Source organism: Nocardiopsis quinghaiensis, assembly GCF_008638365.1.
GTDB lineage: Bacteria > Actinomycetota > Actinomycetes > Streptosporangiales > Streptosporangiaceae > Nocardiopsis > Nocardiopsis quinghaiensis.
The window spans coordinates 200,550-214,497 of record NZ_VWVU01000008.1; the positions used below are offsets into that span (position 1 = coordinate 200,550).

Annotated in this window: 15 protein-coding genes and 1 pseudogene; 12 read left to right on the forward strand and 4 right to left on the reverse strand. The window is 72.4% G+C overall.

Annotated elements, in window-relative coordinates; all coding sequences use genetic code 11:
• Positions 1–9 precede the first annotated feature (9 nt).
• From FYX01_RS17380 to FYX01_RS17435, 12 genes are all read left to right on the forward strand, one after another.
• The gene (locus FYX01_RS17380; protein WP_150242631.1) at positions 10–672 is read left to right on the forward strand and encodes an NUDIX domain-containing protein; all 663 of its coding nucleotides are present in this window, start codon (positions 10–12) and stop codon (positions 670–672) included.
• Between the two features lie 60 nt (positions 673–732).
• Positions 733–1,677, forward strand: a complete 945-nt coding sequence (locus FYX01_RS17385; RefSeq protein ID WP_150242753.1) for a site-specific tyrosine recombinase XerD — start codon at positions 733–735, stop codon at positions 1,675–1,677.
• A 254-nt stretch (positions 1,678–1,931) separates the two neighbouring features.
• Positions 1,932–2,888: a ParA family protein gene (locus tag FYX01_RS17390; protein ID WP_150242633.1), complete on the forward strand. Its 957-nt coding sequence runs from the start codon at positions 1,932–1,934 to the stop codon at positions 2,886–2,888.
• Entirely contained in the window at positions 2,885–3,280 is a 396-nt protein-coding gene (locus tag FYX01_RS17395) for a hypothetical protein (protein ID WP_150242635.1), read from the forward strand. Before FYX01_RS17390 ends, FYX01_RS17395 begins: the two co-directional genes overlap by 4 nt.
• A gap of 118 nt (positions 3,281–3,398) precedes the next feature.
• Positions 3,399–4,274: a segregation and condensation protein A gene (locus FYX01_RS17400; protein ID WP_150242637.1), complete on the forward strand. Its 876-nt coding sequence runs from the start codon at positions 3,399–3,401 to the stop codon at positions 4,272–4,274.
• Between the two features lie 11 nt (positions 4,275–4,285).
• Positions 4,286–4,900 carry an SMC-Scp complex subunit ScpB gene (gene scpB, locus FYX01_RS17405; RefSeq protein WP_394350483.1) on the forward strand — a complete coding sequence of 205 codons (615 nt, stop codon included), beginning with the start codon at positions 4,286–4,288 and terminating at the stop codon, positions 4,898–4,900.
• Positions 4,887–6,563: a pseudouridine synthase gene (locus FYX01_RS17410; RefSeq protein WP_150242639.1), complete on the forward strand. Its 1,677-nt coding sequence runs from the start codon at positions 4,887–4,889 to the stop codon at positions 6,561–6,563. The genes scpB and FYX01_RS17410 overlap by 14 nt, the downstream gene beginning before the upstream one ends.
• Positions 6,564–6,656: 93 nt before the next feature.
• On the forward strand, positions 6,657–7,019 hold the full coding sequence (aroH, locus tag FYX01_RS17415; RefSeq protein WP_150242757.1) for a chorismate mutase: 363 nt from the start codon (positions 6,657–6,659) through the stop codon (positions 7,017–7,019).
• Positions 7,020–7,102: 83 nt separating this feature from the next.
• Positions 7,103–8,260 carry a prephenate dehydrogenase gene (locus tag FYX01_RS17420; protein ID WP_150242641.1) on the forward strand — a complete coding sequence of 386 codons (1,158 nt, stop codon included), beginning with the start codon at positions 7,103–7,105 and terminating at the stop codon, positions 8,258–8,260.
• A gap of 94 nt (positions 8,261–8,354) precedes the next feature.
• Positions 8,355–9,050, forward strand: coding sequence for a (d)CMP kinase (gene cmk, locus FYX01_RS17425; RefSeq protein WP_150242643.1), 696 nt, complete (start codon positions 8,355–8,357; stop codon positions 9,048–9,050).
• Positions 9,051–9,118: 68 nt separating this feature from the next.
• Positions 9,119–10,690: a ribosome biogenesis GTPase Der gene (der, locus tag FYX01_RS17430; protein WP_263363761.1), complete on the forward strand. Its 1,572-nt coding sequence runs from the start codon at positions 9,119–9,121 to the stop codon at positions 10,688–10,690.
• 114 nt (positions 10,691–10,804) lie between these two features.
• Entirely contained in the window at positions 10,805–11,302 is a 498-nt protein-coding gene (locus FYX01_RS17435) for a 2-thiouracil desulfurase family protein (protein ID WP_150242759.1), read from the forward strand.
• A gap of 49 nt (positions 11,303–11,351) precedes the next feature.
• Here the strand turns inward: FYX01_RS17435 and FYX01_RS17440 are convergent, their stop codons facing one another.
• The 4 genes and pseudogenes from FYX01_RS17440 to FYX01_RS27285 form a co-directional block, all read right to left on the reverse strand.
• Positions 11,352–11,891: a dihydrofolate reductase family protein gene (locus FYX01_RS17440; RefSeq protein WP_150242647.1), complete on the reverse strand. Its 540-nt coding sequence runs from the start codon at positions 11,889–11,891 to the stop codon at positions 11,352–11,354.
• Entirely contained in the window at positions 11,888–12,820 is a 933-nt protein-coding gene (locus tag FYX01_RS17445) for a helix-turn-helix domain-containing protein (protein WP_150242761.1), read from the reverse strand. The genes FYX01_RS17440 and FYX01_RS17445 overlap by 4 nt, the downstream gene beginning before the upstream one ends.
• A gap of 300 nt (positions 12,821–13,120) precedes the next feature.
• Positions 13,121–13,561, reverse strand: a pseudogene (locus FYX01_RS27280) (3-deoxy-7-phosphoheptulonate synthase); the annotation flags it as partial.
• Positions 13,459–13,923: a 3-deoxy-7-phosphoheptulonate synthase gene (locus tag FYX01_RS27285; RefSeq protein WP_394350478.1), complete on the reverse strand. Its 465-nt coding sequence runs from the start codon at positions 13,921–13,923 to the stop codon at positions 13,459–13,461. The gene FYX01_RS27285 and the pseudogene FYX01_RS27280, both read right to left, overlap by 103 nt.
• Between the last annotated feature and the right edge of the window lie 25 nt (positions 13,924–13,948).

Consider the following 13,948-nt stretch of genomic DNA (forward strand, 5'->3'; position numbering starts at 1 on the left):
GCGGGATCCATGCCCAGTGACGCCCACCCCGACCAGACCACGGGGGCGGACGCGAAGCTCGCGGACGCCCCCGAGTCGTGGCCGGTGGAACGGTCCGAGGAACGCTTCCGCAGCGCCAAGTGCGGGATGCGTACGGACTGGGTGCACATGCCCGGGGCGGGCGGTGAGGGTACGACCGTGGCCGCCCGCGACTACATGGACCACCCCGGCGCCGCCGCGGCCCTGGCCCTGGACGGGGACGGCAGGGTGCTCCTGCAGCGCCAGTACCGCCACGCGGTCCGGCACGTCCTCTGGGAGCTGCCCGCGGGGCTGATCGACGTCGAGGGCGAGGGGCCCCTGCCCACCGCCCAGCGCGAACTGGTCGAGGAGGCGGGCCTGCGCGCCGGGCGCTGGCACGAGCTGGCCGACTTCTTCCCCAGCCCCGGGTTCTCCAACGAGCGCATCCACGTGTTCCTGGCCCGGGACCTGTCGGTGGTGCCCGCCGAGGAGATCGACTTCGAGCGCGAGCACGAGGAGACCGGCCTGGTCGCCGAGTGGATCCCCCTGGACGAGGCGGTCGGCCTGGTCACGGCGGGTCGGCTGCACAACGGCGCGACCGTGATCGGCGTCCTGGCCGCCCAGGTCGCGGCGGCCGACGGCTTCGCCTCGCTGCGCGAGCCCGGCGCGGACTGACCCGTGGCCGAGCGACCGGAACCCGCCGCCCCGGAGGAGGAGCCGGGACCGCTGGCGAGGATGTGCTCCGCCTTCCTGGACCACCTCAGCGCCGAGCGCGCCCTGGCTACCAACACCCTCACGGCCTACCGGCGCGACCTGAGCCGCTACCGTGCCCACCTGGCGGCACGGGGGGTCGCCTCCCCGGACACGGTGGGGCCCGGACACGTGGGCGACTTCCTACGGGTGCTGCGGGAGGGGGACGAGCACCACCCGCCGCTCAGCGCCGCCTCGGCCGGGCGGGCCCTGGCCGCCGTGCGCGGCCTGCACCGTTTCGCGGTGCGCGAGGGGTGGTCGCGGACCGACCCGGCCACCGACGTCTCCCCGCCGGCTCCGCCGATGCGGCTGCCCAAGGCGGTACCGCTGGAATCGGTGGAGCGCCTCCTGGACGCCGCCGGACCGGCCGACGCCCCGACCTCCGGCGACCGCGCCGCGCTGCTGGCCCTGCGCGACCGCGCCCTGCTGGAGGTGCTCTACGGCACGGGCGCACGCGTCTCCGAGGCGGTGGGACTGGACGTGGACGACGTCGCCGACGCCGTGGAGGACGGTGACACCGTGGGTCTGGTGCGGTTCCGTGGCAAGGGCGGCAGGGAGCGGGTGGTCCCGTTGGGCTCCTACGCCCGCCGGGCGCTCTCGGGCTACCTGGTGCGGGCCCGGCCGGGCCTGGCCGCCTCCGGCCGCGGCGGTCCGGCGCTGTTCCTCAACGCCCGCGGCGGCAGGCTCACCCGCCAGGGCGGTTGGGGGGTCCTGGCGGCCGTCGCCGAGCGCGCCGGAGTCGAGGGGGTGTCGCCGCACACGCTGCGCCACTCCTTCGCCACCCACCTCCTCGACGGCGGCGCGGACATCCGCGTCGTGCAGGAGCTGTTGGGGCACAGTTCGGTCACCACCACCCAGGTCTACACACTCGTTACAGTCGAACACCTGCGCGAGGTGTACGCGTCGAGTCATCCCAGGGCACGGCGCTGAGACGGCCGTGTGGGGCGGGAACCCCCCGCCGCGGGGCGGGGCGGAACGGGCCGGTTCGGGTTCTTCCGATTTCCCCCGGGGGCGAAGGCGTGGGATTCTACCCGTACGTTTCGTTGAAGTGCGTCGTGTCGGCGTTCTAGAGTCGCCGCACAGAGGTACGTTGCTGTCGACATATTGAGTTTCCGACGGCGGCCAGGCCCAGGAGCACGGTGTCCCTTGGAGCCGTGGCCAGTCCGTAGGGGAGGTCAAGGGTTGTGAACTGGGAGAACGACGAGGCTGCGAACACCGCACCCGTCGGCGAGGAGGGACTCGTCGACCCGGTGACCAATCCATGGGGGACGACACGCAACACGGGGGCTGATCTGCACACCACAAGACCCGAGCGGACGTATCCGGAGCCCGAGCCTGTCGACGAACACGGCCCGGCACGGATTGTAGCACTCTGTAACCAGAAGGGTGGGGTCGGTAAGACCACCACGACGATCAACCTCGGCGCCGCCATCGCCGAGTACGGAAGACGGGTGCTGCTGGTCGACTTCGACCCGCAGGGAGCACTCTCCGTCGGCCTGGGGCGCCTCGATCCGCGCGAGCTGGACCTGACCGTCTACAACCTGCTCATGCAGCGGGACGTGGCGGTCGAGGACGTCCTGCTCAAGACCGACATCGAAGGCCTGGACCTGATCCCGAGCAACATCGACCTGTCGGCGGCCGAGGTGCAGTTGGTCGGAGAGGTCGCGCGCGAGCAGATGCTCGGCCGCGCGCTGCGCCCGATCATCGACGACTACGACGTCGTGCTGATCGACTGCCAGCCCTCGCTGGGCCTGCTCACCGTCAACGCGCTCACCGCGGCCGACGGCGTCATCGTGCCGCTGGAGTGCGAGTTCTTCGCGCTGCGCGGTGTGGCCCTGCTCATGGACACCATCCAGAAGGTCCAGGAGCGGCTCAACGAGGAACTGGTCATCGACGGCTTCCTGGGCACCATGTACGACCCGCGCACGCTCCACGCGCGTGAGGTGCTGTCCACGATCATCGACGGGTTCGGCGACAAGGTCTACGGCACGGTCATCAACCGTACCGTGCGCTTCCCGGACGCCACCGTGGCGGGCGAACCCATCACCAGGTTCGACTCGTCCTCGGCCGGGGCCAACGCCTATCGGGATCTGGCCAAGGAGGTGCTGGCGAGGTGGCCTCTCAGCGGTCACGGCGCGTGACCCTACCCGGAGCGGACGAGATGTTCTTCCGCTCCAACGGCGCCGAGGAGGCGCCGGAAGAGACCGAACGCCAGTACACGGCACCGGAGCAGCAGAACAGGAAGACCGAGACGTCGGCGCGCTCCAACGGCAGGTCCAAGCGCAGGTCCGGCACGAAGGTGCGGGGAGCGCCCAAGCCGAGCGGGCGTCAGCGCCACGACGAGAAGATCACCGTCTATGTCTCCGCGCCCGAACTCCTGGCCCTGGAACAGACCCGGTTGTCGTTGCGGGCCGAGCACGGGCTGGCGGCCGACAGGGGCCGACTCGTCCGGGAGGCCGTCGCGGTGTTGCTGGCCGACTTCGAGGAGCACGGATCCTCCAGCATGCTGGTACGCAGGCTGAGCGAGGACTGAGCTCCCGCACCGGTACCGGAGGGGGTACCGGTTCGGCGACGAAGGTCGCGGGTGTCACCGGCGGGTTCACGCCGGTGACACCCTTGTCGCATGAGCGAGACGACGTGGGGTCGGTGCCATGGTGGTTGAGGGGACCCGGGCGGACGCCGAGGCCGAGGTGGACGAGAACGCCTTCCAGGTGCACCTCGACAACTTCGAGGGGCCCTTCGACCTGCTCCTGGCACTGATCTCCAAACACAAGCTGGACATCACCGAGGTGTCCCTGTCGAGGGTCACGGACGAGTTCATCGCGCACATCCGGGCGTACGGCGAGGAGTGGGACCTGGACCAGGCCAGCAACTTCCTGCTGGTCGCGGCGACCCTGCTGGACCTGAAGGCGGCCCGGCTGCTGCCGCGCGGTGACGTCGAGGACGAGGCCGACCTGGCCCTGCTGGAGGCCCGCGACCTGCTGTTCGCCCGGCTGCTGCAGTACCGGGCCTACAAGGAGGTCGCCGCGTTCATGCGCGAGCGGCTGGCCTCGCAGGGGCGCCGTTACGCGCGCGCCGTCCCGCTGGAGGAGCGCTTCGCCGCCCTCAGGCCGGACGTGCTGTTCAAGCTGGGGCCCCAGGAGTTCGCGGCGCTGGCCGGGATGGTGTTCACGCCCAAGGAACCGCCCAGTGTGCCGGTCACCCACATCCACCAGGCCAGGACCTCGGTCAGGGAGCAGGGCGAGCTGATGGTCGCGGAGCTGCGCGAGCACGGGCGGTTGACCTTCGCCGAGCTCACCGCGGCCTGTACCGGTACCTTCGAGGTCGTCGCCCGCTTCCTGGCGTTGCTGGAGCTGTACCGGGCCTCCAGCGTGGACTTCGACCAGCCCGAACCGCTGGGCGACCTGCTCGTCACCTGGACCGGTGGTGAGGACGGGGTCGAGCTGCGCAGCGAGTACGACGGATCCGGCGGGGCCGGGGACGCGGAGAGCACGGACGGACCAGGGGAGACGGAGGGGCGGGGATGAGCGCCGAGGACATGACGGCCGGGGCCGTGGCTGCCGTGGGGACGGCCGCGGGGGACACGGCCGGCGGAGCCCAGGCCCCGCCCACCCTGCGCCGTGACCTGGAGGCGGTGCTGATGGTGGTGGACCAGCCGGTGTCGGAGTACGACCTGGCCCGGGCCATGGACGTGCCCGTCACCGTGGTCTCGCGGACCCTGGAGTCCCTGTCCCGGGAATACACCGAGCAGGGCAGGGGTTTCGACCTTCGGGCGGTGGCCGACGGATGGCGCGTGTACACGCGTCCCGAGTGCGCCGACGTCGTCGAGCACTTCCTCCGGGAGGGGCAGGAGGTGCGGCTCACCCAGGCCGCGCTGGAGACGATGGCGGTGGTCGCCTACCGACAGCCGGTCTCCCGGGGCAGGGTCTCCGCCGTACGCGGGGTCAACTGCGACGGGGTTATGCGTACCCTCGTACTGAGGGGGCTGATCGAAGAGGCCGGGCACGACTCCGAGTCCGGCGCGCTGCTGTATCGGACCACCTCCTACTTCCTGGAACGGTTGGGCCTGAGAGGCCTCAACGAGCTGCCTGATCTGGCACCGTTCCTCCCCGACGACATCGAAGGTCTAGACGACACCGGTGAGCACACCTAACGAAAGTTCCCGCGGTGCGCGGGACGACGCCCCGCGCGGTGAGCGCGGCGACTACGACAACCGCGGCGGCCAGGGCCGCCGCGAGAACCGGGACCGCCGGGACGACCGTCCCCGTGGCGGTTACCGGGACGACCAGGGCCGAAAGGGCCGTGACGACCGCCGTTCCGACGGCGGTGGCCGGGATGACCGCGACCGCGGTGGTTTCCGGGGTGACCGGGACCAGCGCGGCGGGCGCGACTTCCGTGGCGGAGACCGTGACAGCCGTGGCGGACGTGACTTCCGTGACCGCGACGACCGCCGTCCCCACGGCGACCGCGACAACCGCGACAGCCGTGGTCGTGACGACCAGCGCGGTGGCGGCCGCTACGAGCGGGGTGGACGTGGTCCGGCTGGCGTCCGGGACGACCGCGACCGCGGAGGCCGGGACGGCCAGCGTGGCGAGGGCCGCTCCTTCGGCGGCGACCGCGGTGGTTACCGCGGCGGCCGGGACGACCGTGGCCGGGAGGACCGCCGCTCCTCGGGGGGCGGTCGCGACGACCGCCGTTCCTACGGCGACCGTGACAGCCGCGACTCCCGTGGTGCGGGCGACCGCTCCACCAGCCGTGGCCGGGACGACCAGCGCGGTGGCGGCCGTTACGAGCGAAGCGGGCGTGGTCCGGGCGGCGGTCGCGACGACCGTGACCGTGGTGACTCCCGTGGTGGTCGGGACCAGCGCAGCGACCGCGACAAGCGCAGGGACCGCGACAAGCGCCGTGCCCTCGGGGGCGAGCGCGGCAACCGTCCCGGGCCCCAGAGCGGCGCACCGGCGAGCGGCTTCAAGAAGGAGGGCCAGCTCTCCAAGGCGGCCCGCGAGCGGCTCAAAACCCTGCGCGCCGACTACGACCCCAAGGACGAGGACCGCGCCACCGGTGAGGACCGCGACACCTACACCGACGTCAAGGACGGCATCCGCCTCCAGAAGGCGCTCGCTGCGGCCGGTGTCGCCAGCCGCCGCGCCAGCGAGGAGCTGATCGCGGCCGGACGCGTCAGCGTGGACGGCCAGGTCGTGCGCCGCTTCGGCGCCCGGGTCGACCCGGAGGTCTCCGAGATCCGCGTCGACGACATGCGCGTGGTCACCGCTCCGGACAAGCTGTACTTCGCCCTCAACAAGCCGCGCGGCGTCGTCAGCACCATGTGGGACCCCGAGGGCCGTCCCACCCTGGCCGACTACACCGGCCAGACCGATGAGCGGATCTTCCACGTGGGCCGGCTGGACACCGAGACCGAGGGCCTCATCCTGCTGACCAACGACGGTGAACTGGCCAACCGGCTCACCCATCCGCGCTACAAGGTCGTCAAGACCTACATCGCCAAGGTGCCGGGCCCGGTCCCGCAGCGGGTCGTGCGCGCGGTCCAGAAGGGCGTCGAGCTGGAGGACGGCCCGGTCGAGGTCGACTCCTTCCGCGTGGTCGAGAACGAGCCGCCCAAGGCGCTCGTCGAGATCCGGCTGCACGAGGGCCGCAAGCACATCGTGCGCCGCCTGATGGAGGCCGTTGGCCACCCGGTCACCGACCTCGCACGCACCCAGGTCGGTCCGATCGACCTCAACACCCTCAAACTGGGCACGATGCGGGCGCTGAGCTCCCGTGAGGTGGGTGAACTCTACGGGGCGGCCGGCCTGTAGATACAGTTGACGGCGGCCGTCCCCTCCGGGTGGCGGCCGCCGTTCCCCTTGTGGGGGGACGGTACGGTGAACGACGACAAGGCGGGATCTAACGTGGCGGTACGGGCCATCCGTGGTGCGGTGCAGGTCGACGCGGACGAACGTGACCAGGTGCTGGAGGCCACGGCCGAACTGGTCTCGGAGGTGATGCGGCGCAACGCGCTGGAGACCGACGACGTGATCAGCGTGCTGTTCACCGCCACCCCCGACCTGAAGAGCGAGTTTCCCGCGCTGGCCGCGCGCAAGCTCGGCTTCACCGACGTCCCGCTGATGTGCGCGACCGAGATCGCCGTCCCGCGCGCCCTGCCGCGTGTGGTGCGGCTCATGGCGCACGTGGAGACGGACCGGCCGCGCTCGGACCTGCAGCACGTCTACCTGCGCGGAGCCCAGGCCCTGCGGTTGGACATCGCGCAGTAGGGCGGCACGGGCTCCCGGCCGGACCGTAGGCTGGGAGCAACCGTAGGCTGGGAGCACGGGACACGGCGGAGGCGAAGAGAGCAGTGGGTAACACCAGCGGCGGGCGGGGGACCGGAGAGCAGCGGCCGTCGGTGCGCCGGGTGGCGGTGGTCGGGACCGGACTCATCGGGACGTCGGTGGCGCTCGCCCTGCGCTCCCGCGACGTCGACGTCGTCCTCTCGGATCCCGACAGCGCCTCTCTCCGCCTGGCCTGCGACCTGGGCGCCGGACGCCCTCTGGAGGATTCCGCCGACCCGTCCTCGGCCCCCGCGGACGTCGCGGTCATCGCGGCGCCGCCCGCCGTCATCCCCTCCGTCCTGCGCCGTGCGCAGGACCGGGGTCTGGCCCACGTGTACACGGACGTGGCCAGTGTGAAGGCGAGTGTGCTGGCCGAGGCCGAGCGGACCGGCTGTGACATGGCCACGTTCGTTCCCGGGCACCCGATGGGCGGCCGGGAGAAGCAGGGGCCCGGCGCCGCCCGCGCCGACCTGTTCCTGGGCCGTTCGTGGGCGCTGTGCCCCAGCGGCAAGGCCGACCCGCAGGCCGTCGCGGTGGTCGCCGAGCTCGCCCGTCTGTGCGGCGCGGACCCGACGGTGCTGGACGCCGGGGCGCACGACCGCGCGGTGGCGCTGGTCTCGCACGCTCCGCACGTGGCGTCCTCCGCGGTGGCGGCCCGGCTGGTCTCCGGCGACGGGGCGGCGCTGACCCTGGCGGGACAGGGAGTACGCGACGTCACCCGGGTGGCGGGCGGCGACCCCGCCATGTGGTCCGAGATCCTCACGCACAACGCCGCACCGGTCGCGGAGGTGCTGCACGCGATGGCCGCCGACCTGGTGGCGACCGCCGACGCCCTGCGTGCGACGGCGGGACGGACGCCCGACCCCTCCGCGGAGGCACTGGCGCCGGTACGCGACCTGCTGGAGCGCGGACACTCCGGGCACGGCCGCATCCCCGGCAAGCACGGCACCGTCCACAGGCCCGACTACACGGTGATCCCGGTGGTCATCCCCGACGAACCCGGTTCGCTGGGCCGCCTGTTCGCCGCCGCGGCGGAGGCCGGGGTCAACATCGAGGACGTGCGCATCGAGCACACCCCCGGTCTGCCGCTGGGTGTGGCGCAGTTGTACGTGCTGCCCGTCGCCGTGGACACGCTCGCGCGGGCACTGGCCGCCGACGGCTGGTCGGTCCATCCCGGGGCGTGACCGCTCCCGCGTGGGGACGCGTGGTCCGCCGCGCACCGGGCCACCGGTAGGGTTGGGCGTCGGCAACAGTGGCAGTGAGCGGGAGTCAACGGCAGTGAGCACGCAGGACAGCACCGAGGGCATCGTCATCGCGATCGACGGTCCTTCCGGGTCGGGCAAGTCGAGCACCTCCCGGGGTGTGGCCAAGGTGCGGAACCTGCGTTACCTCGACACCGGCGCCATGTACCGGGCGCTCACCTGGTGGATGCTGTCCCACGAGGTGAACGTCAACGACGCCGAGGCCGTGGCCGCCCTCGCCGAACGCCCCGTCATCGCCATGGGCACCGACCCGAACGCCCCCACGGTGACCGTGGACGGCCGTGACGTGGCCGCCGAGATCCGCGACAGGGACGTCACCACCAACGTCAGCGCGGTCTCGGCCGTGCCCGAGGTGCGTGAGCGCATGGTCCGCTCCCAGCGTGAGATCATCGCCGCCGCCAGGGCCGGGAGCGCGGGTATCGTGGTGGAGGGCCGCGACATCACCACCGTCGTCGCCCCCGACGCCCCGGTCAGGCTGTTCCTGACCGCCAGCGCCGAGACACGTGCCCAACGGCGCAGCGAGGAAGTCCGTACCAGCGACGTCGCCGCCACCCAGGCCGACCTGGCCCGACGTGACGAGCTGGACTCCAGCCGGGCACACTCGCCGCTCAGGCAGACCGCCGACGCCATCGAGCTCGACACCACCGGACTGACCCTGGACGAGGTCATCGCCCTGGTCTCCAAGCTGGCCGACGAGGCCCGCGACCGGTAGCACCGGCCACACCGGCCGACAACAGCCCCTTTCGGGGAACACACGGACGGCCGCGGGGGTTCTTCCCCGTGGCCAGTACACACGGGCGCCGTCGGCGCCCGTTCTCCGACCTGCGCGCCCCGGGGCCACCGGGGCGGGTCGACCATACGCATCCTCGCGGCACGCATCCTGGGCGCGCGAGGACGAAGAACCGGGAGCAGTACATGAGTGACTTCGACATCCTTGACGTCGGCCATGAGGGCGCCGACGCCGCCGAGCCCGCGGCCCTCCCCGTGGTGGCCGTGGTCGGCCGCCCCAACGTGGGCAAGTCCAGCCTGGTCAACCGCATCATCGGCCGTCGCGAGGCCGTGGTGGAGGACGTGCCGGGTGTGACCCGTGACCGGGTCGCCTACGACGCCCAGTGGCAGAACGCCAAGTTCACCCTGGTGGACACCGGCGGCTGGGAGAGCAACCTCAGCGGCCTGGCCGCCATGGTCGCCCGACAGGCCGAGTACGCCGCGCAGACCGCCGACGTCATCCTGTTCGTGGTGGACGCGACGGTCGGCGTGACCGACGCCGACGCCGCCGTCACCCGTGTGCTGCGCTCGACCAAGCGCCCCGTGGTGCTGGCCGCCAACAAGGTCGACGGCAGCAAGCAGGAGGCCGACGCGCTCGACCTGTGGCAGCTGGGTGTGGGCGAGCCGTACCCGATCAGCGCCCTGCACGGCCGGGGCACCGGCGACCTGCTGGACGCGCTCGTGGCGGAGTTCCCCGAGCAGCCCATCGGGGAGGACGACGACGAGGGCGAGGACGGCCCGCCCCGCATCGCGCTGCTGGGCCGCCCCAACGTGGGCAAGTCCAGCCTGCTCAACCGGCTGGCCGACGAGGACCGTGTGGTCGTGGACGCGGTGGCGGGTACGACCCGCGACGCGGTGGACGAGCTGGTCGAGCTGGGCGGCAGGACCTGGAAGTTCATCGACACCGCCGGTATCCGCCGCCGGTTCCGCGCCCTGCAGGGGGCCGACTACTACGCCACCATGCGCACCGGGACCGCCCTGGAGCGGGCCGAGATCGCCGTGGTGCTGATGGACGTCAGCGAGCCCCTCGCCGAGCAGGACATCCGGATCGTCGAGCAGGTGCTGGAGGCCGGCCGCGGCCTGGTCCTGGCCTTCAACAAGTGGGACGTCCTGGACGATGAGCGCCGGGTCTACCTGGAGAAGGAGATCGACCGCCAGCTGTCGCGGGTCGCCTGGGCCCCGCGTGTGAACGTCTCGGCCAAGACCGGGCGCCACATGGAGAAGCTGGTCCCGGCGATCGAGACCAGCCTGAGCGGGTGGAACCAGCGCATCCCGACCGGACAGCTCAACAACTGGCTCAAGGAGCTGGTGGCCGCGACCCCGCCGCCGGTGCGCGGCGGCAAGCAGCCCAAGATCCTGTTCGCGACGCAGGCGGGTGCGCGTCCGCCGCACTTCGTCCTGTTCACCACCGGGTTCCTGGAGGACAACTACCGCCGCTTCATCGAGCGGCGCCTGCGGGAGGACTTCGGTTTCGAGGGCTCCCCGGTGCACATCAGCATGCGGATCCGCGAGAAGAGGGCCGGTGCTCCGGGCCGCGCCTCCAGGGGCAGCGTGCGTCCCGACCGCAAACAGCGCCGCCGCTGATGCGCTGACCGGGACCTTCACCGGATGATCTTGCCCGTGCTGGCGTTGTCGAAGGCCGACACCGCCTCTACGGGCAAGATCATCGCTGGTGGGAACGGGCGAGAGGGGGGAGCCATGCGCAAGGTGCTGGTCAGCGCCTGCCTCATGGGGCGCAGGGTCCGCTACGACGGACGCGCCAAGACGGTCGAGGACGACGCGGTCGACCGCTGGCGCGAGGAGGGGCGCCTCGTGGTGCACTGCCCGGAGGTCGCGGGCGGCCTGCCGGTGCCCCGCCCGCCCGCCGAGATCGAGCCCGGCGCCACCGCCGCCGAGGTGCTCGCGGGACGGGCGCGCATCCTCACCCCCGACGGGCGGGACGTGACCGGCCACTTCGTGGACGGCGCCCGCGCGGCGCTGGCCACCGCCCGGACGCACGGTGTGGGCGTGGCCGTGCTCAAGGAGTCGAGCCCGTCCTGCGGACTGCACCAGGTCTACGACGGGACCTTCGCCGGGCGCAGAACGCCCGGCGAGGGGGTCACCGCGCGGCTGCTCCGGGAGAACGGCGTCGCCGTCTTCACCGAGAACGAGATCGCGCGGGCCGCCGCGTGCCTGCGCGAACTGGAGCGTGCCTGAGGGGTGTCACCGGGGCCCGTCCGCCCCGGCGGCGTCCCCGCTCCCCGTGTCAGGGGCGGACGACCTCGTACCTTGCGCAGGCGAAGTCACCGGCACGGCGCACGTCCACCACCCTCAGGTCCACGCGCCCGGCCAGCAGCGGCGCCCCCGAGCCCAGGGTGACCGGGGCGATCGACACGACCACCTCGTCGAGCAGCCCGAGCCGGGCCAGGTCCGCGGCGATCCCGCCACCGCCGACCAGCCACACGTCGCGTCCGCCGGCCGCCTCGACCGCCTCCGCGTGCAGGTCGCGCAGTTCCTGGTCGGTGTCCGCGCTGGCGAAGCGGACGTCGCCCTCCATGCGCGGCAGTTTCCGGTGGGTGAGCACCCAGGAGGGCACCTCGTAGGGCCAGGCCTCGACCCCCTCATGTCCGAGGAGCCACTCGTAGGTGCCCGCGCCGCACACGACCGCGCCCGCCTTCCGGATGAAGTCCTCGGTGTCCTTCAGGGCATCGCCCCCGTCGGCGGAGAAGAGCCACTCCAGGGAGTGGTCCTCGGTGGCGATGAAGCCGTCCAGGCTCGTCGCGGTGTTGTATACCGTCCTGCTCACTGTGTACCTCCGTCGTGGTGCCGGTCCTGCAGCCATTCGATGGGATCTCCGTGGTCCACCTCCAGGCCCTCCGCGCGCAGCATGTGGCGGACGAGCTGTCTGCGGTGCGCGGAGTAGGTCAGTACGTGCGCGACGACGCTGCCGAGGACGAAGCTCTCGGGCGGGTCGCACAGGGCGTCGATCAGCCGATCGCCCCAGGCGCCGCGGCGCCCGATGCCGTCGACCGTGGTGATCCAGCGCGCACCGACGCGGGTGTGCCGTTCGAGCAGGCCCCCGGTGTCGTCCGCGCCCGGTTCGGGAAGGTCGGCCCCGTCGATCGAGGCGAGCCACACCTCCTTGGCCCGGACCAGGCGGTCGAGCACGGCGGCGACCGACTCCTCGGGCCCGTCCCACCCCAGGACGGTCAGCCCGGGTGCCCGCACCCGCCGGTAGGCCTCCTCGGAGAGCCCCTCGGCCAGGCGGATCAGGTGCGCGGTGTCGTCCACGTCGTGGTGGATCTGGAGGGCGGTCAGGTCCATTCCGGGCCGGTCCTCGGGTTTCTCCTCGATCCACAGGTGGATCGGCGGATGGAAGTGGATGCCGTTGGGCGCGGACAGCCAGGTGCCGCTGCCCGGCGTCGTTGAGCTGGGCGGACGCCCGAAGGCGCGTCCGAAGGCGCGCGTGAACCCCTCGACCGACGCGTATCCGGCCGCGAAGGCGGCGTCGGTCACGCTGCTGCCCTGGCCGATCTGCCAGGCCGCGCGCTCCAGGAGCACCCGGCGGCGCAGCGCGACCGGGGGCTCCCCGGTGTCACGGGTCAGTCTGCGGGTGAAGTGGAACGGCGAGGTGAAGGCGTGCCCCGCCATGTCGGCGAGGCGGGTGTTCTCCTCGTCCAGGACCGCGTCGAGCAGTTCGCGCAGGCGGTCCCGTCCCGGGGTGGGCTCGGTCATGCGACCAGTATGTTCGCCGGGAGGGCGCGGGCGCCTGACCGATCTTGCCCACCCTGGAGAGCCGCCGCTCCGTCGGAGGGCGTCCTCCGACGGAGCGGCGGTCGGGAGGGAGGGGTACTCCCTCCCGACCTCAGGCGAGGGCGCCGAGCCGGGCACCGACCTGCGGGTCCTCGCGCTCGGCCGACCAGCCCTCCGCCGCCAGCCGCCGTACCAGTGGCTGGGCACGGGGCGTGGCCACGGTGATCTCCACGGACAGGACGTTCCCGTCGGGGGAGGGGACCACGTCCCGGCCTTGAAGGTGTTGCCGTGCATGGGGTCGCACCCCCAGGCCACCCGCGCACCTGAGGCGGTGACCTTCTCCACCAGCGCGGGCAGTCCGCCGGTACGCGAATCGGTGCGGGTCAGCGCTGTCTCGTAGTCCAGCAGCAACGCCTCGTGCGAGGAGTGGAACTCGGTGGTCCTGAGCTCCTCGGCGCAGGTGACCCCGCACGCCCTCATGAACGCCAACGCGTTGTCGATCCCCCTGGCCACGCTCTCGTAGCGCCGGCCGGAGGGGGAGTCACGCACGAAGTCCCGGTTCCAGGCGTGCACCTGGGTGAGATCGGCGTAGCCGCCGGTGGTGAAGGCGCGCACCAGGTTCAGGGCGGCGGCGGAGGCGTGGTAGGCGCGCTTGAGCCGTTCGGGATCCGGGCGCCGGGCCTCCTCCGTGAACGCCCTGCCGTTGACGGCGTCCCCCGGCAGGAGGGAAGGGTCACCCCGTCGAGGGTCTCGGCGCAGTCGCCGCCCTGGAGGAGGAACGCCTCGCCCCGGGCCACGGAGCCCAGGTGTTCCCTGAGCTGGTCGCACTCCCCGGCGAAGACCAGGGGCGGGTAGGAGGAGAGTTCCGCGACCGTGTCGGCCGGGGTCGGGCCAGTCGGGCTGTTGGGCGGCGGGGAGGAAGCGCCAGTCGTCCAGGGCGGCCGTGCTCCGGGCCGCCTCCGCGTTGGAGTGGTAGCTGATCGCCACCGTCGCGCCGTCCTCGGCCAGGCGCAGGGCGATCGCCGCCCCGATCCCCGGCCGCCACCAGTCACCAGTGCCCGCTTTCCCTCAAGGACGCCGCTCATGCCGTACTCTCCCGTTCCGCGACTC